Genomic DNA, 23,721 nt, shown 5'->3' with positions numbered 1-23,721 from the left:
GGAGCGGGGCGGGACACGGCGTACGACGGTGGCTCGCGGACGTCGGCTTCGGGAGTCACAGCTCCCACCCGCCGGCCCTCGACGAGCGCGGTGACCAGGACGACCCGGCAGGTACGTTCCGGGTCGTGGAGGCGCCGGACGGCGACCTGGATGTGCTGTGGGACGGGAAGCCCCAGCTCCGTATCGACCGGCGGCCGCGTGCGCCGGCCGACTTCACCGCCGGATCCTGGTACCACCGACGGCCGGATCACGCTCACCGGCGGCAAGCTCGTCACCACGGTGAACGGTGAGCGGCGCGAGCGGGAGCTGGTCGGGGACGACGAGGTCCTGGCCGTCTACCTGGAGCACTTCGGTCTCGACCTGGACGAGGTGCCTCAGGTCATGGCCGATCGGACGAGGAAAGGACGTAACTGGACGTCAGGTACTTGCGGGTAGGTGACTGGCCAAACCCCCTTTGAGCGCCCGTGTTTGCCCTCAACGGCACAAGGGTGATCGAATGCCTATTCGTCAAAGGTCCGTGTATTCGGCAAGAATGTGATGCCGCGCACGGGCGCCGGGTCCCAGCAGCACGGGGGTGGGCAGGAATGTTCAGACGTTGGTTCGGCGGGGGCGCGGCCGCCGCGGCGGAGGCCGGGCCGCTCGCGGACGTGGCGGTGCCGCCCACGGCGGGCGTACTGAGCTGCCGCGTTCTCGATCCGGCCGGCGAACCCGTCCGGCGGGCCGAGTTCGTCCTCAGTGACAGCTCGGGTCGGAAGGCCGTCGGCGGGGAGACCGATCCGTTCGGCTCGGTCATGGCGACCGTCCCGGCCGCTGAGTACCGGCTCGCGGTCACGGCCGACGGCTTCACGCCGTACCACCGCGATGTCACGGTGAACGAGAGCGCGCACGCGGGCCTCGGCGACGTGACCCTCCAGATCGCGACGCCCCCGCCGCTCCCTGATCCGGGGGAGTGGGAGATCGAGCCGACACACTCTCAGATCGGCTTCACCGCACGCCATATCGGACTGGCGCGGATCCACGGCCGGTTCAACATCTTCGCCGGAGCCGTGCGGATAGCCGAGCGTATGGACCAGTCCGCGATGCACGTCATCATCGACGCCTCGTCCATCGACACGAACGTCCGGACGCGCGACGACCATCTGCGCTCGGCGGACTTCCTCGACGTGGCGAACTATCCGACGATGGAGTTCTACAGCGACCGCTTCGTCCACCGGGGCGGCGGCCACTGGGGCGTGACCGGCGCGCTGACCCTGCACGGCGTGAGCCGCACGGTCACCCTGGACACCCGCTACCTGGGCATCGGCAGCGGGATGGAGGGCGAGACCCGCGCGGCCTGCCGCGCCACGACCGAGCTGCGCCGAGAGGACTTCACCCTCACCTGGCAGACGATGGTCGCTCGTGGCATCGCCGTCGTCGGCTCCAGCATCACCATCGATCTGGACGTCCAGATCGTCCGCAAGTCCTGAGGCCTGTGCCCTGAGTTCTCAGTTTTCAGTCCTGAGACCCGGAGTGTCACTCCTCGGGCGGCGCTTCGAGCCACCCCTCGTACTCGGCGGCGAACGCGTCCAGCGCCGTGGGGTCGAGCCGTGTCGTCGCGTCCTCGATCACCACCAGCCACTGCGCGTCCTCGGCGTCGTCCTCGCCGGCCAGGGCGTCCCGTACGAGCTGGGGCTCCTCCACCACCCCGAAGCGGTCGGCGAGTTCACTCGCCACCTCCTCGGCGGCGTCGCGGTCGGGCAGCACCAGTACATGTCGAACATCGCTCACCCGCCCATTCTCCCGTACCCGGCCGGCACGCGGAGCGCTGTCGGTGGGCCGTGCGATGCTGGACCGCGATGGCCACCAGGAAGACTTCCCCCGACGATCCGCTCGCCCCTCTCACGCTCGCAGTGGGCCAGGAGGATCTGCTGCTGGACCGCGCCGTCCAGCAGGTCGTGGCGGCGGCCCGCGCCTCCGACCCGGACACGGACGTACGCGACCTCTCCTCCGACCAGCTCCATCCCGGCACCCTGGCCGAGCTGACGAGCCCGTCGCTCTTCGCCGAGCGCAAGGTCGTCGTCGTACGGAACGCGCACGACCTCCCCGCCGACACGATCAAGGACGTCAAGGCGTATCTCGACGCACCGGCCGAGGAGATCACGCTCGTCCTGCTGCACGCGGGCGGGCCCAAGGGCAAGGCCCTGCTCGACGCCGCCCGCAAGGCCGGCGCCCGTGAGGTCTCCTGCGCGAAGACGACCAAGCCCGCCGAGCGGCTCAACTTCGTACGGTCGGAGTTCCGCACGCTGGGACGGTCGGCCACGCCCGAGGCCTGCCAGGCGCTGGTCGACTCGATCGGCAGCGATCTGCGGGAGCTGGCGAGCGCGGTGTCCCAGCTCGCCGCCGACGTCGAAGGCGCGATCGACGACGCCGTCGTCGCCCGCTATTACACGGGCCGCGCCGAGGCGTCGAGCTTCACCGTCGCCGACCGTGCTGTGGAGGGCCGCGCGGCCGACGCGCTCGAAGCGCTGCGCTGGTCGCTGTCGACCGGCGTCGCGCCCGTACTGATCACCAGCGCCCTCGCGCAGGGCGTGCGCGCCATCGGCACGCTCTCCTCGGCACGGGGCGGCCGGCCCGCCGATCTCGCGCGTGAGCTGGGCATGCCGCCGTGGAAGATCGACAGGGTGCGTCAACAGATGCGCGGCTGGACCCCGGACGGGGTGGCGACGGCGCTGCGCGCGGTCGCGGAGGCCGACGAAGGCGTCAAGGGCGGCGGCGCCGACCCCGAGTACGCGCTGGAGAAGGCCGTCGTGACGGTCGCCCGCGCGGCCCGCGCCGGCCGCTGACGCAACACAGCTCACGCACGGCACAGCAGCCCGGCCGGCATGCCGAAGGCCCCGGTACGCCGTACCGGGGCCTTCGTCGTCAAACCTGGCTGGATCCGCACCCGCGTGGCGAACGCAGTCGTGCGCGGATCCGAAAGACACCGGTCAGGAGCGGTAGAGAGGGCCCGCTGAGTCCGTTCCGGCGGTTGGAATCAAGAGTGAGCAGACAGTCGCTCAGCCCTGCAGGGCGGCAACCTTCGACGCCAGCGCCGACTTCTTGTTGGCGGCGGCGTTCTTGTGGATGACACCCTTCGAGGCAGCCTTGTCGAGCTTGCGCGACGCCTCACGGACGGCCACGTTCGCCGTCTCGGCGTCACCGGCGGCAACAGCCTCGCGGGCCTTGCGGATCGCGGTCTTGAGCGACGACTTGACGGCCTTGTTGCGCAGGCGCGCCTTCTCGTTGGTCTTGTTCCGCTTGATCTGGGACTTGATGTTCGCCACGAAATGCCTTTTCAGGTTCGATGATCTTTGAATGAGCGTCCACGCCGAGACGGCAGCAGACACAGCTGACAACGCTACCAGTCGCCGCCCGACCGGCCCAAACCGGGCGCAGCCCCGTACCCGTGGGACGATGGAGCCTACGTATCGATCCGATGTCGACCCGAGACGAGACGCCGCGCGTCTCAAGAATCAGGACCCTGCGTGCCCGCGACCCCTACCAACGTGCCCGAGCCGAGCCGTACGGACCCGGCGCTGCTCCGCAATTTCTGCATCATCGCGCACATCGACCACGGCAAGTCGACGCTCGCCGACCGGATGCTCCAGCTGACCGGCGTGGTCGACCAGCGGCAGATGCGTGCCCAGTATCTCGACCGGATGGACATCGAACGCGAGCGCGGCATCACGATCAAGTCCCAGGCGGTCCGGCTGCCCTGGGCCCCCAACGAGGGTCCGGACAAGGGCACCACCCATGTCCTGAACATGATCGACACCCCGGGCCACGTGGACTTCACCTACGAGGTGTCCCGCTCGCTCGCCGCCTGCGAGGGCACGGTCCTGCTGGTGGACGCCGCGCAGGGCATCGAGGCACAGACCCTCGCCAACCTCTATCTGGCGATGGAGAACGACCTCACCATCATCCCGGTGCTCAACAAGATCGACCTGCCTGCCGCACAGCCCGAGAAGTTCTCCGAGGAACTGGCGAACCTGATCGGCTGCCAGCCCGAGGACGTGCTGAAGGTCTCCGCGAAGACCGGCGTCGGCGTCGACGTGCTGCTCGACCGGGTCGTCAAGGACGTGCCCCCGCCGGTCGGCGTCGCCGACGCCCCGGCGCGCGCGATGATCTTCGACTCGGTGTACGACTCGTACCGGGGCGTCGTCACGTACGTGCGTGTCATCGACGGCCAGCTCAACAAGCGCGAGCGCATCCGGATGATGTCCACCGGCGCCACCCACGAGCTGCTGGAGATCGGTGTCTCCTCGCCCGAGATGACCCCGGCCGACGGCCTCGGTGTGGGCGAGGTCGGCTATCTCATCACCGGCGTGAAGGACGTCCGGCAGTCCAAGGTCGGTGACACGATCACCTCCTTCAGCAAGGGCGCGACCGAGGCGCTGGGCGGCTACAAGGACCCCAAGCCGATGGTGTTCTCCGGCCTCTATCCGCTGGACGGCTCGGACTACCCCGAGCTGCGCGACGCCCTCGACAAACTCCAGCTCAACGACGCGGCCCTGGTCTACGAGCCGGAGACCTCCGCCGCTCTCGGCTTCGGTTTCCGCGTCGGCTTCCTCGGGCTGCTGCACCTCGATGTGATCCGGGAGCGGCTGGAGCGCGAGTTCAACCTCGACCTGATCGCGACCGCGCCGAACGTGGTCTACCGGGTGGAGATGGAGGACGGCAAGGAGCACACCGTCACCAACCCGAGCGAGTTCCCCGAGGGGAAGATCGACTCGGTGCACGAGCCGGTCGTCCGGGCCACGATCCTCGCGCCCAGCGAGTTCATCGGCTCGATCATGGAGCTCTGCCAGACCCGCCGAGGCACGCTCCTCGGTATGGACTATCTCTCCGCCGACCGGGTGGAGATCCGCTACACCCTCCCCCTCGCCGAGATCGTCTTCGACTTCTTCGACCAGCTGAAGTCGAAGACCCGTGGCTACGCGTCGCTGGACTACGAGCCCACCGGCGAGCAGAGCGCCCAGCTCGTCAAGGTCGACATCCTGCTGCACGGCGACAAGGTCGACGCCTTCTCCGCCATCACGCACCGGGACCAGGCCTACGCGTACGGCGTACGGCTCGTCGCCAAGCTCAGGGAGCTCATCCCGCGCCAGGCCTTCGAGGTGCCCATCCAGGCGGCCATCGGATCGCGGGTCATCGCCCGCGAGACGATCCGCGCCATCCGTAAGGACGTCCTCGCCAAGTGCTACGGCGGTGACATCTCCCGGAAGCGCAAGCTGCTGGAGAAGCAGAAGGAGGGCAAGAAGCGGATGAAGATGGTCGGCAGCGTGGAGGTCCCGCAGGAGGCGTTCATCGCGGTGCTGTCGAGCGACGAATCGTCCGGCAAGAAGAAGTGATCCCGGGCGCGCGGCGGGTTACGGGCGGAGGCGGCGGGGAAGTGACTCGCGAGTAGGACCGGTCGGGTCCGGGCGCACAGGCGCGCGGGCCCGTCGGCCGTTCACGGGTCCGGTTCGTTATGAAGCGGCTCCCCGCGTCCCCTTACGCACCGGGCGGGTCCGCTCTAGTCTGATCACTGCTCGATGGTTACTCACCAGTTAAACAACAAGCCTGTCGCGCAAGCATTGCGGGGCCCGGAGGACGTCGTGAGCGACACAAAGACCTTGATCGAGAATCGGCCGCCGTCAGTGGCGACTCTCTTCATTGAGCGCGTGGCGGCCACGCCGGACGCGGAGGCGTACCGCTATCCGGTCCCGCCCGCCACGGGTCAGGGCCCCGACGACTGGAAGTCCCTGAGTTGGGGCCAGGCCGCGGTGCGGGTGTACGCGGTGGCCGCCGGTCTCATCGCGCTGGGCGTACGGCCCGAGGAGCGTGTCGCGCTCGCCGCCGCCACCCGGGTCGAGTGGATCCTCGCCGACCTCGGTGTGATGTGCGCGGGCGCCGCGACCACGACCGTCTACCCCTCGACGAACGCCGAGGAGTGCGCGTACATCCTCGCCGACTCCGACAGCGTCATCCTCATCGCCGAGGACGCCGAGCAGCTCGCCAAGGCGCGCGAGCGCCGGTCCGAGCTGCCGAAGCTCGCCCATGTCGTGGTGATCGACGCGGCCCACGCGACGCCCGCCGAGGGCGACCCGGACGGCTGGGTGCTCTCCCTCGCCGAGCTGGAGGAGCGCGGGACGAAGTATCTGGAGGAGCACCCCGAGACCGTCAAGGAGCGGGTCGGCGCGATCACCGCCGAGCAGCTCGCGACCCTCATCTACACCTCGGGCACCACCGGCCGCCCCAAGGGTGTACGGCTGGCGCACGACAACTGGTCGTACGTGGCCAAGGCCATCGCGGGCACCGGACTCGTCACCAACGACGACGTCCAGTACCTCTGGCTGCCGCTGGCGCACGTCTTCGGCAAGGTGCTGACCTCCGGCCAGATCGAGGTCGGTCATGTCACCGCGGTCGACGGCCGCGTCGACAAGATCATCGAGAATCTGCCGGTGGTGCGCCCGACCTACATGGCGGCGGTGCCCCGCATCTTCGAGAAGGTCTACAACGGGGTCGCGGCCAAGGCGCGGGCCGGCGGCGCCGCGAAGTACAAGATCTTCCAGTGGGCCGCGGAGGTGGCCCGCGAGTACGCCAAGGTCCGCCAGGACAATTTCCGCCACACCGGCACCGCTTCGGCGCCCTTCGCTCTCCGCGCCAAGCACTCCGTCGCCGACAAGCTCGTCTACGCCAAGCTCCGCGAGGCGTTCGGTGGCCAACTGCGTGCCGCCGTCTCCGGATCCGCCGCCCTCGCGCCCGACATCGGCTTCTTCTTCTCCGGCGCCGGAATCCACATCCTGGAGGGCTACGGCCTCACCGAGTCCAGCGCCGCGAGTTTCGTCAACCCGGGCGAGGCCTACCGCACCGGCACCGTCGGCAAGCCGCTGCCCGGCACCGAGGTCCGGATCGCCGACGACGGCGAGATCATGCTGCGCAGCCCCGGCATCATGGACGGCTACCACGGCCTGCCCGAGAAGACCGTCGAAGTCCTCGAATCCGACGGCTGGTTCCACACCGGCGACATCGGTGAGCTGTCGGTCGACGGCTATCTGCGGATCACCGACCGCAAGAAGGACCTGATCAAAACCTCCGGCGGCAAGTACATCGCACCGGCCGAGGTCGAGGGTCAGTTCAAGGCGGTGTGCCCGTACGTCTCCAACATCCTGGTGCACGGCGCCGACCGGAACTTCTGCACCGCGCTCATCTCCCTGGACGAACCGGCCCTGCTCGGCTGGGCGGCGGAGAACGGCCTGGAGGGCGCCTCGTACGCCGACGTCGTCGCGTCGCCGCGGACGAAGGAGCTCATCGAGGGCTACGTGAAGGAGCTCAACGAGGGCCTTCAGCGCTGGCAGACGATCAGGAAGTTCCGGCTGCTGCCGCGCGACCTGGACATCGAGCACGGCGAGCTGACGCCGAGTCTGAAGCTCAAGCGGCCGGTCGTGGAGCGGGAGTACAAGTACTTGCTGGACGAGATGTACGAGGGCACGCGGGAGGCGTAGACGCGCCTACGCGCCATACATGAGTACGCGGGCGGGGCCGGCGGCCGGGATCTACGGCTGAAGGCTCCGTCCGCGGCGTAATTCTCGCAGTATGTTGTCGAGTCCGGCCACGTGGTCGCGGAGCGCGGCCAGTTCGCCGACACCGCGCAGGGTGTCCGCGTCGCCGTCGTCCCGGCCCTCGCCCTCGCCGCCGGCCGCGCCCGCACCGTCGCTGCCGGAGCCGCCGCCGTGACCGACCGGACCGCTCCTGTCGAGCATCGACTCGATCGCGGCGAGCCGCCGGGCCATCTCCGCGAGCTGTACGTTGTCTCGGGCAAGCAGGGCTTCCAACTGGCGGTTCTTGCGGTGCAGTTCGAGAAAGACCGTGACCTTGGCGCGCAGCACCCAGGGATCGAACGGCTTGGGGATGAAGTCGGCGGCCCCGGTCGCGTATCCGCGGAACGTGAATCCGCTGTCGGGATCGCTCCCGGTCAGGAAGATGATCGGGACGTCCTTCGCCTGGTCCAGCCGCTTGATTCCGGCGGCGGTGTCGAAGCCGTCCATGCCCGGCATCCGTACGTCCAGCAGGACCAGCGCGAACCGCTCGCGACGCAGGGCCCGCATCGCCTCCTCGCCCGAACGGGCACGCACCAGCGGGACGTTGAGGGACGCCAGAACGGCTTCGAGTGCGAGAAGGTTCTCCTCCATGTCGTCGACGAGGAGGATTCCCGCGCGGTCCGCGACAGGGGTGTCAGTGGCTGGTTCGGTGGGTATCTGGGTGCTCATCGTGGGTGGCGTCCGAGTAGGTGATGGCCGGGATTGGGGGATCCGGGTGCGTAGTGTGTCGGGGGTACGGTGGCCGGGAGGTGGCCTCTGAGCTCCGTTCTTCGCCCGCTTCTTCGCCCGTTTCGATGACTCGACGCATATGGGCACGCTCAGTCTGTCACTCTGTCGGGGTCGTAAGCGGCGCAACGAAAGAAACAACCAGGAGCCGCACGTGGTGCCTATAGGGGACCGTCGGGACCCGAACGATCCGGAAGTGCCGACTCCGACGCGGAGCCGGGCGTTCCGGAGCGACGAGCGACGCACGGCACGCACCAGCCTGCCGGGCAACCCGCTCGCTCCGTCGGCCGCGCGCCGGTTCGTACGCGCGGCGCTCGCCGAGTGGACCAGCCTCGGACTGCTCACCACCTGCGCCCTCTGCCAGGGCGACGAGGCGTGCCCACCGGGTCAGCACAGCACGGACGGGCTGGCCGACGACGCGGTGCTGATCGTCGACGAACTGGTCACCAACGCCGTCGTGCACGCGGGCACCAACGTCGAACTGCTCTGCCGTCTCGAAGCACCGCGGGAGCCGGAGGCCGACGGGCCCGACGCGGCGCCGGGACCCGACCGGGCGCCCAGCGCCGACGGCGCACCCGTCGCGCTCCCCGAGCCGGACGCGGCCTCCGAGCAGGAGCCCGCCGCGCTCGTCATCGAGGTCTCCGACCACCACCCCGCCCGCTCCGTACGCAGCGACGCGCACGGCCCGGCGGGCGGCGGCGCCCCCGACTACGGCCGGGGCCTCCAGCTCATCGCCGCCCTCGCGGAACGCTGGGGCATCACCTACCGCACCGGCCTCAAGACCGTCTGGGCCCGCCTCCCGCTCGACGGGCCGACGACCGAGGTCCCCTCCGGCACCGACGCGGCAGCGTCGGTCAACGGAGTCGTCGGCGAACCCGCCCTGCGCCGCGGGCTGCGCGCCGCCGAGATCCTCGGCGCCGCACCGCGCGGTATGCCGCGCGAGGACCCGGACTGGATCAGCCGGGGCGCCCTCTCCTTCCTCGCCGAAGCCTCCGACCTGCTGGCCGGCCAGCTCGACGAGGACCTGGTCGCCGCGCTCGCCGGGCAGCTGCTCGTGCCCCGGCTCGCCGACTGGTGCGCGATCTGGCTCGACGGCGAAGGCGAAGGACGCGGCCGAGCCGGCACGCCTCGGCTCGCCCGCGTCTGGCACGCCGACGAGTCCCGCATCGAGCTGCTCCGCGCCCTCCTTGAGAAGGAGCCACCGCGGCTCCTCGACTCCCAGCGCGGACAGGACGGCACGGGCGGCGGCACCGGCGGGCGCAACGTTCCCGTGCCCGTCCCCTGGCCCGGCTCCGGCCAGACCGGCGCGCACGACGGCGCGGCCGTCGCCTGCCGGCTCGTCGCCAACGGCCGCCCCCTCGGCACCCTGGTCCTCGGCCGGCGCCGGCTCGCCCGGATGCCCGACGAAGTGGTCGCGCTCATCGAGGACTTCGCCCGCCGCGTCGCCCTCGCGATCGGCGCCGCCCGCCGCTACACCCGCCAGGCCACCATCAGCCGCGTCCTGCAACGCAGCCTGCTGCCCAGCCAGGTCGCCCGGATCCCGGGCGTCGAGAGCCACCTCGTGTACGAGCCCGCCGACGACGGCGTGGTCGGCGGCGACTTCTACGACGTCTTCCCCGCGCCGCCCGGCGGGCGCTGGTGCTTCATGCTCGGCGACGTCCAGGGCAGCGGCCCCGAGGCCGCCGTCGTCACCGGTCTCGCCCGGCCCTGGCTGCGGCTCCTCGCCCGCGAGGGGTACGGCGTCGGCGAGGTCCTCGACCGGCTCAACCGGCTCCTGCTCGACGACGCGATGGAAGCCGCCGAGGCCGCCGCGCTGATGGTCGCCGTCGCCGGCGGGCAGGATCTGACGGGTGGCGACGGCGCCCTCCCCGGACTCAGCGACCTGGGCCCGCTCAGTGACATGGGCGACATCCGTGACATCGGCGACATCGAACAGAGCGCCGGGGACGGCGGGCGCGGCGGCGGACTCGCCGACGGCGGCCAGTCGCGCTTCCTCTCCCTCCTGTACGGCGAACTCGCGCCGCTCCCCGGCACCGGCGGCGGCGCCCGCTGCACCCTCGCGAGCGCCGGGCACCCACTGCCGCTGCTGCTGCGGCCCGACGGGACGGTACGCGTCGCGGCGGAGCCGCAACTGCTCCTCGGGGTCGACGAACACGTCGCGTACGAGAGCCTCAGCTTCGACCTGGCGTCCGGGGACACGCTCCTGTGCGTCACCGACGGTGTCACCGAGCGCCGCTCGGGTCGGCGGCTCCTGGACGACGACGACGGTCTCGCCGCGATCCTGGCGGGCTGCACGGGCCTGAACGCCCAAGGCGTCGCCGAGCGGATCAGACGCGCCGTGCACGACTTCGACCCGAGTCCGCCGTCGGACGACCTGGCGATGCTGGTGCTGCGGGCGGAGTAGGCGTCCGCGTCCGGTGGGGACACCTCCGCCGTGCGGGACACTGGGGGCATGCCTTCCGCTCTGCCCGACGGTGATCCCATGCCCGAGTCCGGCGCGCTGCCCCCGTACGCCCTTCAGGGCGCGGCGGACCGGCCGCTCGGCTTCTACCTGCACGTGCCGTACTGCGCCACCCGCTGCGGCTACTGCGACTTCAACACCTACACCGCGACGGAGCTGCGCGGCTCGGGCGGCGTCCTGGCATCCCGCGACAACTACGCCGACACCCTGACCGACGAGATCCGGCTCGCCCGCAAGATCCTCGGGGACGACTCCCGGCCCGTCCGCACGGTCTTCGTCGGCGGCGGTACGCCCACGCTGCTCGCCGCGTCCGACCTCGTACGGATGCTGGGCGCCGTACGCGACGAGTTCGGCCTCGCCGACGACGCCGAGATCACCACCGAGGCGAACCCGGAGTCCGTCGACCCCGCGTACCTCGCGGAGTTGCGCGCGGGCGGCTTCAACCGGATCTCCTTCGGCATGCAGAGCGCGAAGCGGCACGTACTTCAGGTGCTCGACCGCACGCACACCCCCGGTCGGCCCGAGGCGTGCGTCGCGGAGGCCCACGCGGCCGGGTTCGACCATGTGAACCTCGACCTGATCTACGGCACGCCCGGGGAAACCGACGACGACTGGCGCGAGTCGCTCGCGGCGGCGGTGGGGGCCGGGCCCGACCACGTGTCGGCGTACGCGCTCATCGTCGAGGAGGGCACGGGGCTGGCCCGTCGGATCCGCCGGGGCGAGATCCCCATGACCGACGACGACGAGCACGCCGACCGGTACCTGATCGCGGACGAGACACTGGCCGCTGCCGGGTTCTCCTGGTACGAGGTCTCCAACTGGGCCACCACCTCGGCCGGGCGGTGCCTGCACAACGAGCTGTACTGGCGCGGGGCGGACTGGTGGGGCGCGGGGCCGGGTGCCCACAGCCATGTGGGCGGGGTCCGGTGGTGGAACGTGAAGCACCCGGGGGCGTACGCGGCGGCGCTGGCGGAGGGGCGGTCGCCGGGGGCGGGGCGGGAGCTCCTCACGGCGGAGGACCGGCGCGTGGAGCGCGTCCTGCTTGAGCTGCGGCTGTCGGAGGGCGTGGAGCTGTCCCTGCTGCGGCCGGCGGGTCTCGGCGCTGCTCGCAAGGCCCTGGACGACGGGCTGCTGGAGGCGGGGCCGTACGAGGAGGGGCGGGCGGTGCTGACGTTGCGGGGGCGGTTGCTGGCGGACGCGGTGGTGCGGGATCTGGTGGATTGACGGGTTGCCGTCCGGCGGATGCGGGTGCGGGTGCGGGTCTTGGCTGCGGCCGGTGCCCCGGGGGCGGGGTTCGGGGTCTCCGGAGGGGTATGTCCGGACGGCCATGACCCCGGAGCGGCACCCGGACACCGGCCCGCACCACCAACCGCGCCGGAGGCGCACCCGCGCTAGACGCGCTCGGGCTCCGTCACGAAGTCGATCAGCTCCTCCACCCGGCCCAGCAGCGCCGGCTCCAGGTCTCGGAACGTGTGGACCGAGCCCAGGATCCGCTGCCATGCCGCACCGGTGTTTTCCGGCCAGCCCAGGGCCCGGCACACCCCCGTCTTCCAGTCCTGGCCGCGCGGAATCACCGGCCACGCCCCGATGCCCACCGACGACGGCTTCACCGCTTCCCAGACGTCGATGTACGGGTGCCCCACGATCAGTACGTCGTCCCCGGTGACCTGTTCGGCCAGCCGGGACTCCTTGGAGCCGGGCACCAGGTGGTCGACCAGGACGCCGAGCCGCGCGTCCGGTGCCGGGGCGAACTCCGTGACGATCGCCGGGAGGTCGTCGATGCCCTCCAGATACTCCACGACCACGCCCTCGATACGGAGGTCGTCGCCCCAGACCCGCTCGACCAGTTCCGCGTCGTGCCGTCCCTCGACGTAGATGCGCCCCGCACGGGCCACCCGCGCCCGCGCGCCCGGGACGGCGACCGAGCCGGAGGCCGTACGGGTGGGCCGGGCCGGGCCGCCGGCGGTGGGGCGGACCAGGGTGACCACCTGGCCTTCGAGCAGGAAACCGCGTTCCACCAGCGGGAACACCCGGTGCTTGCCGAAGCGGTCCTCCAGGGTGACCGTCGGTCCCTCGGCCGTCTTCTCGCAGCGGATCACCGCGCCGCAGAAGCCCGTCGACACCTCCTCGACCACCAGATCCGGCTCGGCGGGCACCTCGGGCACCGGCTTCGAGCGCTTCCAGGGCGGGGTCAGATCGGGGCTGTAACTGCGCATCCGCAGACGATAACCCCGCGTCACGCCGTGCCGAAACGTGCGGCGAGCGCGCCCCGCTGGGCCCGTACGAACGCCGCGTCCACGGCCGCGCCATGGCCGGGAACGTACACCGCGTCCTCGCCGCCCAGCGCCAGCAGCCGGTCCAGGGCGGCCGGCCAGCGGGAGGTGATCGCGTCGTCGCCGGCCTGTGGTTCGCCCGACTCCTCGACCAGGTCGCCGCAGAAGACGATCTCCCGGTCGCCGGGGACGAGCAGAGCCAGATCGTGCCTGGAGTGCCCGGGGCCGACATTGGCGAGAAGTACCTGCCGCCCGCCGAGATCGAGCGTCCACTCGCCGGACACCGGGTGGTCCGGGACGACGAGTACGTCCACCGCCGTGGCGGCTTCGGAGGGGGGTACGCCGTGCCGTACGGCCGTGGCGCGCAGGCTCTCGGGGTCGCGGAGCAGCAGTTCGCCCAGGCCGACCGCGCCGTAGACCTCGGCTCCCGCGAAGGCGGCGGTGCCGAGGACATGGTCGAAGTGGGGGTGGCTGAGCGCGATGTGGGTGACGCGCCGGCCGCACAGGGCCTGCGCCTGCCTGCGGATCTCCGCGCCCTCACGGAGCGTCGAGCCCGTGTCGTACAGAAGGACGGCGTCCTCGCCCACGACCAGCCCGACCGTCGCATCCCAGCCAGGCAGTCGCCGTCTCCCGACCCCCGGAGCCAGTCGTTCCCAGCCGTGCTCTTCCCAACGGACGTTCATACGGCGACGCTATCGGTGGGGCGGGCGGTGCCGCGCGGTAGCGTGACCGGTCGGCCTTGCTAGGGGCGTACCTCACGGCCGTACACTGGCCCGGGGAATGCTGGCACTCCTACGCACCGAGTGCCAAGCCGGATCCGAGGAACCAGAGCTGGAGGTGTGCGCGATGCTGAGCGAACGCAGGCTTGAGGTGCTGCGCGCCATCGTCCAGGACTATGTCGGCACCGAGGAGCCCGTCGGCTCCAAGGCGCTGACCGAGCGGCACAAGCTCGGTGTCTCCCCGGCCACCGTCCGTAACGACATGGCGGTCCTGGAGGACGAGGGCTTCATCGCCCAGCCCCACACGAGTGCGGGGCGTATTCCGACGGACAAGGGCTACCGGCTCTTCGTCGACCGGCTGGCCGGCGTCAAGCCGCTGTCGGCGCCGGAGCGCAGGGCCATCCAGAACTTTCTCGACAGCGCCGTCGACCTGGACGACGTGGTGGGCCGTACGGTGCGGCTGCTCGCGCAGCTGACCCGGCAGGTGGCGGTCGTGCAGTACCCCTCGCTGACCCGCTCGACGGTGCGGCACGTGGAACTGCTCTCGCTGGCTCCCGCGCGGCTGATGCTGGTGCTGATCACCGACACCGGCCGGGTCGAGCAGCGCATGATCGACTGTCCGGTGCCGTTCGGCGACACGTCGCTGGCGGACCTGCGGGCCCGGCTCAACGCCCGGGTCGTGGGCCGGCGGTTCTCCGACGTGCCGCTGCTGGTGCAGGAGCTGCCCGAATCCTTCGACCTGGAGGACCGGGGGACGGTTTCCACCGTCCTCGCGACACTGCTGGAGACACTGGTCGAGGAGACCGAGGAGCGGCTGATGATCGGCGGCACCGCCAATCTGACGCGCTTCGGGCACGACTTCCCCCTGACGATCCGGCCGGTGCTGGAGGCACTTGAGGAGCAGGTCGTGCTCCTCAGGCTGCTCGGCGAGGCCGAGGACTCGGGCATGACCGTACGAATCGGGCACGAGAACGCCCATGAGGGCCTCAACTCCACGTCCGTGGTCGCGGTCGGCTACGGTTCGGGCGACGAGGCAGTCGCCAAACTCGGCGTGGTCGGACCGACCCGCATGGACTACCCCGGAACGATGGGAGCGGTACGCGCAGTGGCACGTTACGTCGGACAGATCCTGGCGGAGTCGTAAGTGGCCACGGACTACTACGCCGTACTCGGCGTACGCCGCGACGCATCACAGGACGAGATCAAGAAGGCATTCCGCAGGCTCGCCCGCGAGCTGCACCCGGATGTCAATCCCGATCCCAAGACGCAGGAGCGCTTCAAGGAGATCAACGCCGCGTACGAGGTGTTGTCGGACCCGCAGAAGAAGCAGGTCTACGACCTCGGCGGTGATCCGCTCTCGCAGGCGGGTGCCGGCGCCGGCGGCTTCGGGGCCGGTGGCTTCGGCAACTTCTCGGACATCATGGACGCGTTCTTCGGGACGTCCCAGCAGCGTGGGCCGAGGTCGCGGACGCGGCGCGGCCAGGACGCGATGATCCGGCTGGAGATCGACCTCAACGAGGCGGCCTTCGGCACGACGAAGGACATCCAGGTCGACACGGCGGTCGTCTGTACGACCTGCTCGGGCGAGGGCGCCGCACCCGGTACCTCCGCGCAGACCTGTGACATGTGCCGCGGTCGCGGCGAGGTCTCACAGGTCACGCGGTCCTTCCTGGGCCAGGTCATGACATCGCGGCCGTGCCCGCAGTGCCAGGGCTTCGGTACGGTCGTGCCGACCCCCTGCCCCGAGTGCGCGGGCGACGGCCGTATCCGGTCGCGCCGCACGCTCACGGTCAAGATCCCCGCGGGGGTCGACAACGGCACTCGTATCCAGCTCTCCGGCGAGGGCGAAGTCGGTCCCGGTGGCGGTCCGGCGGGCGATCTGTACGTCGAGATCCACGAACTGCCGCACGCGGTGTTCCAGCGCCGCGGGGACGATCTGCACTGCACGGTGACCATCCCGATGACCGCGGCGTCCCTGGGCACACAGTGCCCGCTGGAGACGCTGGACGGCGTCGAGGACATCGACGTCCGGCCGGGCACCCAGTCGGGTCAGTCGATCCCGCTCCACGGCCGCGGCATCACGCATCTGCGGGGCGGTGGCCGGGGCGACCTGATCGTCCATGTCGAGGTCATGACCCCGTCCAAACTCGACCCGGAGCAGGAGCGGTTGCTGCGAGAGCTGGCGAAGCTCAGGGGCGAGGAACGGCCCACCGGCCAGTTTCAACCGGGGCAACAGGGACTCTTCTCCCGGCTGAAGGACGCGTTCAACGGTCGTTAGACCGTCTCCTCGGGCGTCGGAAGGGCTGGTCACGGCCCGTCCGGCGCCCGAGGACGAACCGGTACCAAGGCTCCACGGGCGACATGGCACCATGCGTGCATGTCCTCCGTGTTGACCGATCTCTGCCGGTATCCGATCGTGCAGGCTCCCATGGCCGGCGGCGCGTCCTGCCCGCAGCTGGTGGCGGCCGTCGGTGACGCCGGAGGACTCGGATTCCTCGCCGCCGGCTACAAGACCGCCGACGGGATGTACGAGGAGGTCAAGCAGCTCCGGGGGCTCAGCTCCGCCCCGTTCGGGATCAATCTCTTCATGCCGCAGCCGCACCACGACGACCACGCCGCCGTGGAGATCTACCGCGAACAGCTCGCCGGCGAGGTGACCTGGTACGAGACCCCGCTCGGCGACCCGGAGACGGGCCGCGACGACGGGTACGAGGCCAAGCTCGCGATACTGCTCGACGATCCCGTTCCGGTCGTGTCGTTCACCTTCGGCTGCCCCACCCCCACCACCCTCGACGCCTTCACCCGTGTCGGCACCCTCACCGTCGTCACGGTGACGACACCCGAAGAGGCCCAGACCGCCGAGTGGTCGGGCGCCGACGTCGTCTGCGTCCAGGGCATCGAGGCCGGCGGCCATCAGGGCACGCACCGCGACGACCCCGCCACCGACTGCGCGGGCATCGGGCTGCTGTCGCTCGTGACGCAGGTACGGGACTCCGTACGGCTGCCGGTCATCGCGACCGGCGGGCTCATGCGCGGCGCCCAGATCGCCGCCGTACTGGCCGCGGGCGCCGACTCCGCGCAGTTCGGCACCGCCTTCCTCGTCTGCCCGGAGTCCGGCGCCCACGCGCTCCACAAGCGGGCCATGACCAACCCGCTGTTCACCCGCACCGAACTCACCCGCGCCTTCTCCGGCCGGCCCGCGCGCGGTCTCGTCAACCGCTTCATGCGCGAACACGGCCCCTACGCCCCGCCCGCGTATCCGGAGGTGCACCACCTCACCGCCGGGCTGCGCAAGGCCGCGGCCAAGGTCGGCGACCCGCAGGGCATGGCCCTGTGGGCCGGCCAGGGCCACCGGATGGCCCGCGATCTGCCCGCCGGGCAACTCGTCGAGGTCCTCGCCGACGAACTCGAAGCCGCCCGCGCCTCGTTGACCCTGGGGAACGCCTCATGACCGCACCTGTCTTCGTCGTCGACACCGTCGTCGCCCTGCGGCCGGGCACGGTCACGCTGGACGGCCCCGAGGGCCGCCACGCCGTCTCCGTTAGGAGGCTGCGCGTCGGGGAGGAGGTGGTCCTGACGGACGGCGCGGGCACCGGCGCCCACGGGACCGTCGAGGCCGTCCACGGCAAGGACAGGCTGGACGTCGCGGTCACCGGCGTACGTACCGAGGACGAGCCCCGGCCCCGCATCACCGTCGTCCAGGCGCTGCCCAAGGGCGACCGCGGCGAGGTGTCCGTCGAGACGATGACCGAGACCGGCGTCGACGCGATCGTGCCCTGGCAGGCCGCGCGCTGCATCACGCGGTGGAAGGGCGAGCGGGGCGCCAAGTCCCTGGCGAAATGGCGCGCCACCGCGCGTGAGGCGGGCAAGCAGTCCCGCAGGCTCCGCTTCCCCGAGGTCGAGGAGGCGATGACCTCCAAAGAGGTCGCGGCGCTGCTGGCGGGGGCCGATTTCGCCGCCGTCCTGCACGAGGAGGGCAGCGAGCCTCTTGCCACCGCCGAACTCCCCGGCGCCGGGAGCATCGTGCTCGTCGTCGGACCCGAGGGCGGCGTCTCCCCGGACGAACTGGCGCTCTTCGCGGACGCCGGGGCCACGCCGTACCGGCTCGGCCGCACCGTGCTGCGCACCTCCACCGCCGGCACGGCCGCCTGCGCGCTGCTGCTGGGCCGTACGGGCCGCTGGTCCTGATGGCCCTTCGGGCACGGGAGGCACCCCATCCGTCGCCTTCAGTCGGCCGAGTACGGCTGGTCCGTCCACAACGCCGGACACGCCCCGGGGGCGGATAGCATGCCTCCGTACGGAAGTGACCAGGGGCGACCGGCCGACCGATGAGGAGACCCGGATCATGGCGGGAGAACGACAGGCCGACTGCCTGTTCTGCAAGATCGTCGCCGGGGAGGTGCCGGCCACCGTCGTACGCGAGACGGACACCACCGTGGCCTTCAGGGACATCAACCCGCAGGCCCCCACGCACGTTCTGGTGATCCCCAAGGCCCACTACCCGGACGTGGCCACCCTCGCCGCCGCCGAGCCGCAGATGGCCGCCGACATCCTGCGCGAGTCCGCGGAGGTCGCCGCCGAGGACAGGACCGCGGGCAGCGGCTACCGGATCGTCATCAACACCGGCAGCGGCGCGGGCCAGACCGTCTTCCACGCGCACGCCCACGTCCTGGGCGGTCGCGGCCTCAACTGGCCCCCCGGGTAGGCCCGCACCTTGTCCGTACGCGAACTCGTCGTCCTCGGTACCGCCAGCCAGGTCCCCACCCGGCACCGCAACCACAACGGCTATCTGCTGCGCTGGGACGGCGAGGGCATCCTCTTCGACCCCGGGGACGGCACCCAGCGCCAGATGTCGCGCGCCGGAGTCGCGGCGTACGACATCAACCGGATCTGCGTCACGCACTTCCACGGCGACCACTCGCTGGGCCTCGCCGGGGTGATCCAGCGCATCAACCTGGACCGCGTCCCGCACGAGGTCACCGCGCACTATCCGGCGAGCGGACACGTCTTCTTCAGGAGGCTGCGGTACGCGACGGCCTACCGCGAGACCGTCGGTGTCACCGAGGCGCCCGTCGGCGCCGACGGCGTGCTCGCCAGGACCGACTCGTACACCCTCCAGGCCCACAAGCTCTCCCACCCCGTCGAGTCCTACGGCTATCGGATCACCGAGCCCGACGGCCGCAGGATGCTCCCGGAACGCCTTGCCGCGCACGGCATCAAAGGGCCCGACGTGGGGCGTCTCCAGCGGGACGGGGAGCTGCGCGGGGTGACGCTCGCCGACGTCAGCGAGGAGCGCAGGGGGCAGCGTTTCGCGTTCGTCATGGACACCCGGCTCTGCGACGGGGCGCACGCGCTGGCCGAAGGCTGCGACATGCTGGTCATCGAGTCCACGTTCCTCGACGAGGACGGGCAACTGGCCCAGGAACACGGTCATCTGACCGCCGGTCAGGCGGGTGCGGTGGCGCGGAAGGCCGGCGTACGGCACCTCGTACTGACGCACTTCTCGCAGCGCTACTCCGACCCCGCGGAGTTCGAGAGGCAGGCCAGGGCGGCCGGTTACGAGGGTGAGCTGACCGTCGCGGCCGACCTCGTACGCGTACCGCTGCCCAAGCGCTCCGGCTGACCGCCGCCACGGCCTGCCCTCACGCCGACTGTCAGTGCCATCGGGCACACTGTCCGGATCCGTACGCCGATCCGGGAGCGCGACCGTGACCCCAACCGAAGGAAAGCCGCAGCAGCACACCGCCGATGTCGACCCGCTGGGCGCCCTGCGCGCCCCGGACGACCCGGACTGCGACGTCTATCTGACGGGCACGGTCTTCCTCGACATCATCTTCACGGGCCTCGCCAGCGCCCCCGTGCGCGGCACCGAGTCCTGGGCCAGGGGCATGGGTTCGAGCCCCGGCGGCATCGCCAACATGGCCAGCGCGCTGGCCCGGCTCGGACTGCGCACCTCGCTCGCCGCCGCCTTCGGCGACGACCACTACGGGGAGTACTGCTGGGATGCCCTGGAGCAGGGCGAGGGCATCGACCTCTCCCGCTCCCGCACCGTCCCCGGCTGGCACTCACCGGTCACCGTCTCCATGGCGTACGAGGGCGAGCGCACGATGGTCTCGCACGGCCACGAGGCCCCGCCGCCCGAGGGCGCCGTGCCCGAGTGCCCGCCACGCGCGCGTGCCGCCGTCGCCGCGCTCACGCCGGGCCGCAGCGACGGATGGATCGCCCGCGCCGCCGGACACGGGGCGCGGGTCTTCGCCGACGTGGGGTGGGACGACACCGGCCGCTGGGACCTGGCGGGCCTGCCCGACCTGGCGTACTGCGAGGCGTTCCTCCCCAACGCCGAGGAGGCGATGCGCTACACCCGTACCGACTGCCCGAAGGCCGCCGCGCGGGCGCTCGCCGAGGTGGTGCCGCTGGTGGTCGTGACGCTGGGCGCGGAGGGCGCGTACGCGGTGGACAGCGCCGTCGGCGCGACCGCCGAGGTGCCGGCCATCGACGTGGAGGCGCTCGATCCGACGGGCGCGGGCGACGTGTTCGTGGCCGGATTCGTCACCGGCACGCTCGCCGGCTGGCCGCTCGCCGACCGGCTCGCCTTCTCCGGGCTCACGGCCGCCCTGTCGGTCCAGGAGTTCGGCGGATCGCTGTCGGCGCCCGGCTGGGCGGAGGTGGCCGCCTGGTGGAGTTACGTACAGGAGCTGTCGGACCAGGATCCGGCGGCGCTGCGCCGATACGCCTTCCTGACGGGGCTTTTGCCCGCGCCGACCCGGCCGTGGCCGCTGCGCAGGGCGGTGCCGACGATCGGCTTCGGGCGCTCGGGCTGACGGGTGTTCACCTCCCCGTCGCCGGGCGGGAAAACCGGTCGGCAACTCTCCTCTCGGAGCCTGCCGGTAAGTCCTGTTCGAACCCGTGGGCAACCCATCTGAAAACCCGTCGGTAACTCCATCCGGAACGTCATCCGCCGCCGTACCGCGGCTGTGTCTTCGGTGAATTCCCTTGACGCGGGCGGCGTCAACTGTAAGCATCCGAGCTGCCGTAAGACAACGTTGTCAATCGGGAGGGGTCCAACATGTCCAGATTCGGCACACGCTGGCGAACGGCGATGGGAACGGTCGCGGCAGCCGTGATGGCGGGCATGCTCGGGGCGCCCGCTGCCAGCGCCGCCCCGCCTTTGGTCTCGGATCCCACCGTGTATGTCAATCCGATGGTGGGGACGACCACTTCGGGAATGACGTTCCCCGGCGCGTCCATGCCTTTCGGCATGGTGCAGAACAGCCCCGACACCAATGTGGGAAATGCCGCGTACAACTACGACGCGACCACGCTGACGGGCTTCAGCCAGGTGCATCTCTCCGGTATCGGCTGCCCCGCGGGCAGTTGGATCCGATTGATGCCGACCGTGGGCGACCTGACCGACACCTCCCTGTCGGCGAACATGTCGAAATTCAGTCATGACACCGAGGTGGCGAAGCCGGGTTACTACGGCGTCACGCTCGAAAAGAACAACATCCGCGCCGAGTTGACGTCGACCACCCGCACCGGCGTGGACCGATTCACCTACGACAAGGGCGCGCAGGACCGCAAGCTGATCGTCAATGTGACGGACGTGTGGGGCCAGACCTTCGCCGGCGACGTGAAGGTGGTCGGTGACAAGATCCAGGGTTCCGTGACGAGCGGTTCCTTCTGCGGGCCCGACCGGCCCAGCCGTTACACCCTGCACTTCAGCATGACCGTCTCCGAGCCGATCACCGAGGTCGCCACCTGGAACCGCGGCGAGAAGCTTCCGGTCGCCGGGCGTACGGCGGCCACCGGCGGCGCCGTGCTCTCCTTCGCGCCCGGCGGCGAGGCCCCGGTCGTCACCCACACCGGCGTCTCCTACACCTCGGTCGAGGGTGCGGAGAAGAACCGCGTCGCCGAGCTCTCCACCGGCTCCAAGGGCTCGAAGGGCTCGAAGAACAAGCTGAAGTCCTTCGACACGGTGCGCGCCGACGCCCACAAGGCGTGGCAGAAGCAGCTCCGGAGCGTACGGGTCTCCAGCGACTCGACGGAGGACCTGAAGACCTTCTACACCGAGCTGTACCACAGCCTCCTGCACCCGTCGGTCGCCCAGGACGTGGACGGCGCCTATCAGGGTTTCGACGGAAAGAAGCACAAGGTCGAACCGGGCGACAACTATTATCAGATGCTGTCGATGTGGGACACGTACCGTTCCCAGAATCAGCTGATCGCGCTTCTCGAACCCAAACGCGCGACGGATATCGCCCGTTCGATCCTGGCGATCTACGAACAGGGCGGCTGGGTTCCGCGCTGGTCGCTCGGCCAGGCCGAGACGAATGCCACCAGCGGTGATCCGGTGACGCCGTTCATCGTCACCCTCTATTCGCGAGGACTGCTCGACGACGAACTCTCCGAGAAGCTCTTCGCCGCACTGTGGAAGAACGTCAACGAGGTGCCGCCGCCCGCGACCAACATCAAGGCGCGTGAATTCAACCCGCAGTATCTGGCGAAGGGTTACATTCCCGCCGAGCTGAGCCAGAACGAGGCCGCTTCCATCGGTCTCGAATACTCCCTCGCGGACTGCGCGCTGGGCACGATGGCGATCGGTCTGAAGAAGTTCGAGGAGGCGGACCGACTCCGCCCGCGCTGCGACGAATTCGCGCACATCTGGAATCCGGACATCGAGTCCAAGGGCTACACCGGATTTCCGCACGTCCGCGCCGCCGACGGCACCTTCGTACCGACCGACGAGGTCGTGAACGGAAAGGGCTTCAAGGAAGGCACCGCCTGGCAGTACCAGTGGCTCGGCCAGCAGCACCCCGAGGCGCTCTTCCAGCTGATGGGCGGCGCCGACGAGGCCGAGAAGCGGCTCGACACGTTCTTCACCTTCCCGGCGATCGAGGAGGACGTCTCGACGGCGGCGTCCAAGCACTGGGTGACCGGGCCGATCGACTACAACGGCCACTTCGAGTTCAACCCGAACAACGAGCCCGACTTCCACGCCCCCTGGATGTACGCGTGGACCGACAGCCCCTGGAAGACCTCCGCGGTCACCCGCGCGCAGCGGGCGCTCTACACGGACACGTACAACGGCGTTCCCGGCAACGACGACCTCGGTGCCAGCTCCGCGATGGCCGCGTTCGCGATGCTGGGCTTCTTCGAGGCGCAGCCCGGCTCCGGCAACTACCTCTTCTCGGCGCCGATGTTCCCGAAGGCCGTGATCACGCAGCCCGACGGCACCAGGCTCACCCTGAACGCCCCGGGGGCGAAGGCGTCGACGATCCAGTACATCGACACGCTGAGCGTCGCCGGCGAGAAGACCGGGCGCAGCTGGATCTCGCACCACGACCTGCTCTCCGCCGGCACGGTGAACTTCAAGCTCACCACCGACGGCGCGAGCAGCGCGTGGGGCCGCGGCACGGAGAACCGGCCGCCGGCCATGCTGGGCGCGCAGGAGGCCCCGGCGGCGACGTCGACGGTGAAGCTCACGGCGTCGGACGACTCGCAGTGGTACGGCAGCAAGGACCCGGTCGAGCTCACCGCCAGGGTGACGCTGGACCCGGAGGCCGCGCCGGCCGGGACCGTGGTCTTCAGGTCGGGCGGGCAGAAGTCGGCCACCGCGCCCGTGCGGGCCGGGAGGGCGAGATACACACTGAAGCCGGACACCACGGTCGGCAACCGGACGTTCACGGCCGAGTACGTCCCGGCCGAGGGGGAGCGGGCGACCGGCTCCACCAGCGGCACCGTCGTGGTCAAGGTCAGGAGGCGCTAGCGGAAGGCGATCGCTACGCGCTGTGAGCAGCCCCGGGGGATCGGACGATCCCCCCGGGGCCGTCCGCGCAAAGGCGCGTGTAAAAGCCCTTCGGGCTTGTCAGTGCGGAGTCGTACGCTGGTACCCAGAGGTTGTCGAGCGGCGAGAACCCTGCAACGGGAGGTATGTGCAGGCC

Annotated in this window: 19 protein-coding genes and 1 pseudogene; 15 read left to right on the top strand and 5 right to left on the bottom strand. The window is 70.6% G+C overall.

All coding sequences use genetic code 11. From position 1 onward, the window contains the following. Positions 1-17 precede the first annotated feature (17 nt). Positions 18-435, top strand: a pseudogene (locus tag ACIBBB_RS09675) (arylamine N-acetyltransferase); the annotation flags it as partial. Positions 436-584: 149 nt separating this feature from the next. Then, entirely contained in the window at positions 585-1,466 is an 882-nt protein-coding gene (locus ACIBBB_RS09670; protein ID WP_398980450.1) for a YceI family protein, read from the top strand. A 46-nt stretch (positions 1,467-1,512) separates the two neighbouring features. Here ACIBBB_RS09670 and ACIBBB_RS09665 read toward each other — a convergent pair whose 3' ends face one another. Next, complete coding sequence (locus tag ACIBBB_RS09665; RefSeq protein WP_398980449.1) at positions 1,513-1,767, bottom strand: hypothetical protein; 255 nt, start codon at positions 1,765-1,767, stop codon at positions 1,513-1,515. Positions 1,768-1,835: 68 nt separating this feature from the next. Here ACIBBB_RS09665 and holA point away from each other — a divergent pair, with 68 nt between their 5' ends. Continuing rightward, entirely contained in the window at positions 1,836-2,822 is a 987-nt protein-coding gene (gene holA / locus ACIBBB_RS09660) for a DNA polymerase III subunit delta (protein ID WP_398980448.1), read from the top strand. Between the two features lie 213 nt (positions 2,823-3,035). Here the strand turns inward: holA and rpsT are convergent, their stop codons facing one another. Further along, the gene (gene rpsT / locus ACIBBB_RS09655) at positions 3,036-3,302 is read right to left on the bottom strand and encodes a 30S ribosomal protein S20 (protein ID WP_398980773.1); all 267 of its coding nucleotides are present in this window, start codon (positions 3,300-3,302) and stop codon (positions 3,036-3,038) included. A gap of 201 nt (positions 3,303-3,503) precedes the next feature. Between rpsT and lepA the strand changes: the two genes are divergently transcribed. Further along, positions 3,504-5,369 carry a translation elongation factor 4 gene (gene lepA, locus ACIBBB_RS09650; RefSeq protein WP_398980447.1) on the top strand — a complete coding sequence of 622 codons (1,866 nt, stop codon included), beginning with the start codon at positions 3,504-3,506 and terminating at the stop codon, positions 5,367-5,369. Positions 5,370-5,615: 246 nt separating this feature from the next. Continuing rightward, positions 5,616-7,505 (top strand): AMP-dependent synthetase/ligase, encoded by a 1,890-nt coding sequence (locus ACIBBB_RS09645; protein ID WP_398980446.1) that lies wholly within the window; start codon positions 5,616-5,618, stop codon positions 7,503-7,505. A 51-nt stretch (positions 7,506-7,556) separates the two neighbouring features. Here the strand turns inward: ACIBBB_RS09645 and ACIBBB_RS09640 are convergent, their stop codons facing one another. Beyond that, positions 7,557-8,270 (bottom strand): two-component system response regulator, encoded by a 714-nt coding sequence (locus ACIBBB_RS09640; RefSeq protein ID WP_398980445.1) that lies wholly within the window; start codon positions 8,268-8,270, stop codon positions 7,557-7,559. A gap of 253 nt (positions 8,271-8,523) precedes the next feature. Here ACIBBB_RS09640 and ACIBBB_RS09635 point away from each other — a divergent pair, with 253 nt between their 5' ends. Together ACIBBB_RS09635 and hemW are read left to right on the top strand one after the other, a co-directional pair. Further along, the gene (locus ACIBBB_RS09635) at positions 8,524-10,731 is read left to right on the top strand and encodes a SpoIIE family protein phosphatase (RefSeq protein WP_398980444.1); all 2,208 of its coding nucleotides are present in this window, start codon (positions 8,524-8,526) and stop codon (positions 10,729-10,731) included. 48 nt (positions 10,732-10,779) lie between these two features. Further along, positions 10,780-12,012 carry a radical SAM family heme chaperone HemW gene (hemW, locus tag ACIBBB_RS09630; RefSeq protein ID WP_398980443.1) on the top strand — a complete coding sequence of 411 codons (1,233 nt, stop codon included), beginning with the start codon at positions 10,780-10,782 and terminating at the stop codon, positions 12,010-12,012. Positions 12,013-12,179: 167 nt separating this feature from the next. Here hemW and ACIBBB_RS09625 read toward each other — a convergent pair whose 3' ends face one another. Continuing rightward, complete coding sequence (locus ACIBBB_RS09625) at positions 12,180-13,004, bottom strand: DUF3097 domain-containing protein (RefSeq protein ID WP_398980441.1); 825 nt, start codon at positions 13,002-13,004, stop codon at positions 12,180-12,182. Between the two features lie 20 nt (positions 13,005-13,024). Beyond that, positions 13,025-13,744: an MBL fold metallo-hydrolase gene (locus tag ACIBBB_RS09620; protein ID WP_398980440.1), complete on the bottom strand. Its 720-nt coding sequence runs from the start codon at positions 13,742-13,744 to the stop codon at positions 13,025-13,027. Between the two features lie 163 nt (positions 13,745-13,907). Between ACIBBB_RS09620 and hrcA the strand changes: the two genes are divergently transcribed. From hrcA to ACIBBB_RS09580, 8 genes are all read left to right on the top strand, one after another. Further along, on the top strand, positions 13,908-14,924 hold the full coding sequence (gene hrcA / locus ACIBBB_RS09615) for a heat-inducible transcriptional repressor HrcA (RefSeq protein WP_383640995.1): 1,017 nt from the start codon (positions 13,908-13,910) through the stop codon (positions 14,922-14,924). Further along, positions 14,925-16,058, top strand: a complete 1,134-nt coding sequence (gene dnaJ, locus ACIBBB_RS09610; RefSeq protein ID WP_398980439.1) for a molecular chaperone DnaJ — start codon at positions 14,925-14,927, stop codon at positions 16,056-16,058. A gap of 99 nt (positions 16,059-16,157) precedes the next feature. Further along, entirely contained in the window at positions 16,158-17,231 is a 1,074-nt protein-coding gene (locus ACIBBB_RS09605; RefSeq protein ID WP_398980438.1) for a nitronate monooxygenase, read from the top strand. Continuing rightward, complete coding sequence (locus tag ACIBBB_RS09600) at positions 17,228-17,968, top strand: 16S rRNA (uracil(1498)-N(3))-methyltransferase (protein ID WP_398980437.1); 741 nt, start codon at positions 17,228-17,230, stop codon at positions 17,966-17,968. Before ACIBBB_RS09605 ends, ACIBBB_RS09600 begins: the two co-directional genes overlap by 4 nt. 157 nt (positions 17,969-18,125) lie before the next feature. Further along, on the top strand, positions 18,126-18,485 hold the full coding sequence (locus ACIBBB_RS09595) for a histidine triad nucleotide-binding protein (protein ID WP_398980435.1): 360 nt from the start codon (positions 18,126-18,128) through the stop codon (positions 18,483-18,485). A gap of 9 nt (positions 18,486-18,494) precedes the next feature. Further along, positions 18,495-19,403: a ribonuclease Z gene (locus ACIBBB_RS09590; RefSeq protein WP_398980434.1), complete on the top strand. Its 909-nt coding sequence runs from the start codon at positions 18,495-18,497 to the stop codon at positions 19,401-19,403. Between the two features lie 85 nt (positions 19,404-19,488). Further along, positions 19,489-20,601, top strand: coding sequence for a carbohydrate kinase family protein (locus ACIBBB_RS09585; protein ID WP_398980433.1), 1,113 nt, complete (start codon positions 19,489-19,491; stop codon positions 20,599-20,601). A 245-nt stretch (positions 20,602-20,846) separates the two neighbouring features. Further along, entirely contained in the window at positions 20,847-23,546 is a 2,700-nt protein-coding gene (locus ACIBBB_RS09580) for a GH92 family glycosyl hydrolase (RefSeq protein WP_398980432.1), read from the top strand. Positions 23,547-23,721 lie beyond the last annotated feature (175 nt).

It is taken from the genome of Streptomyces sp. NPDC051217 (assembly GCF_044455465.1).
GTDB lineage: Bacteria > Actinomycetota > Actinomycetes > Streptomycetales > Streptomycetaceae > Streptomyces.
Note: the sequence above shows the minus strand (reverse complement) of the source record. Positions and strands in the feature narration are given on the sequence as shown.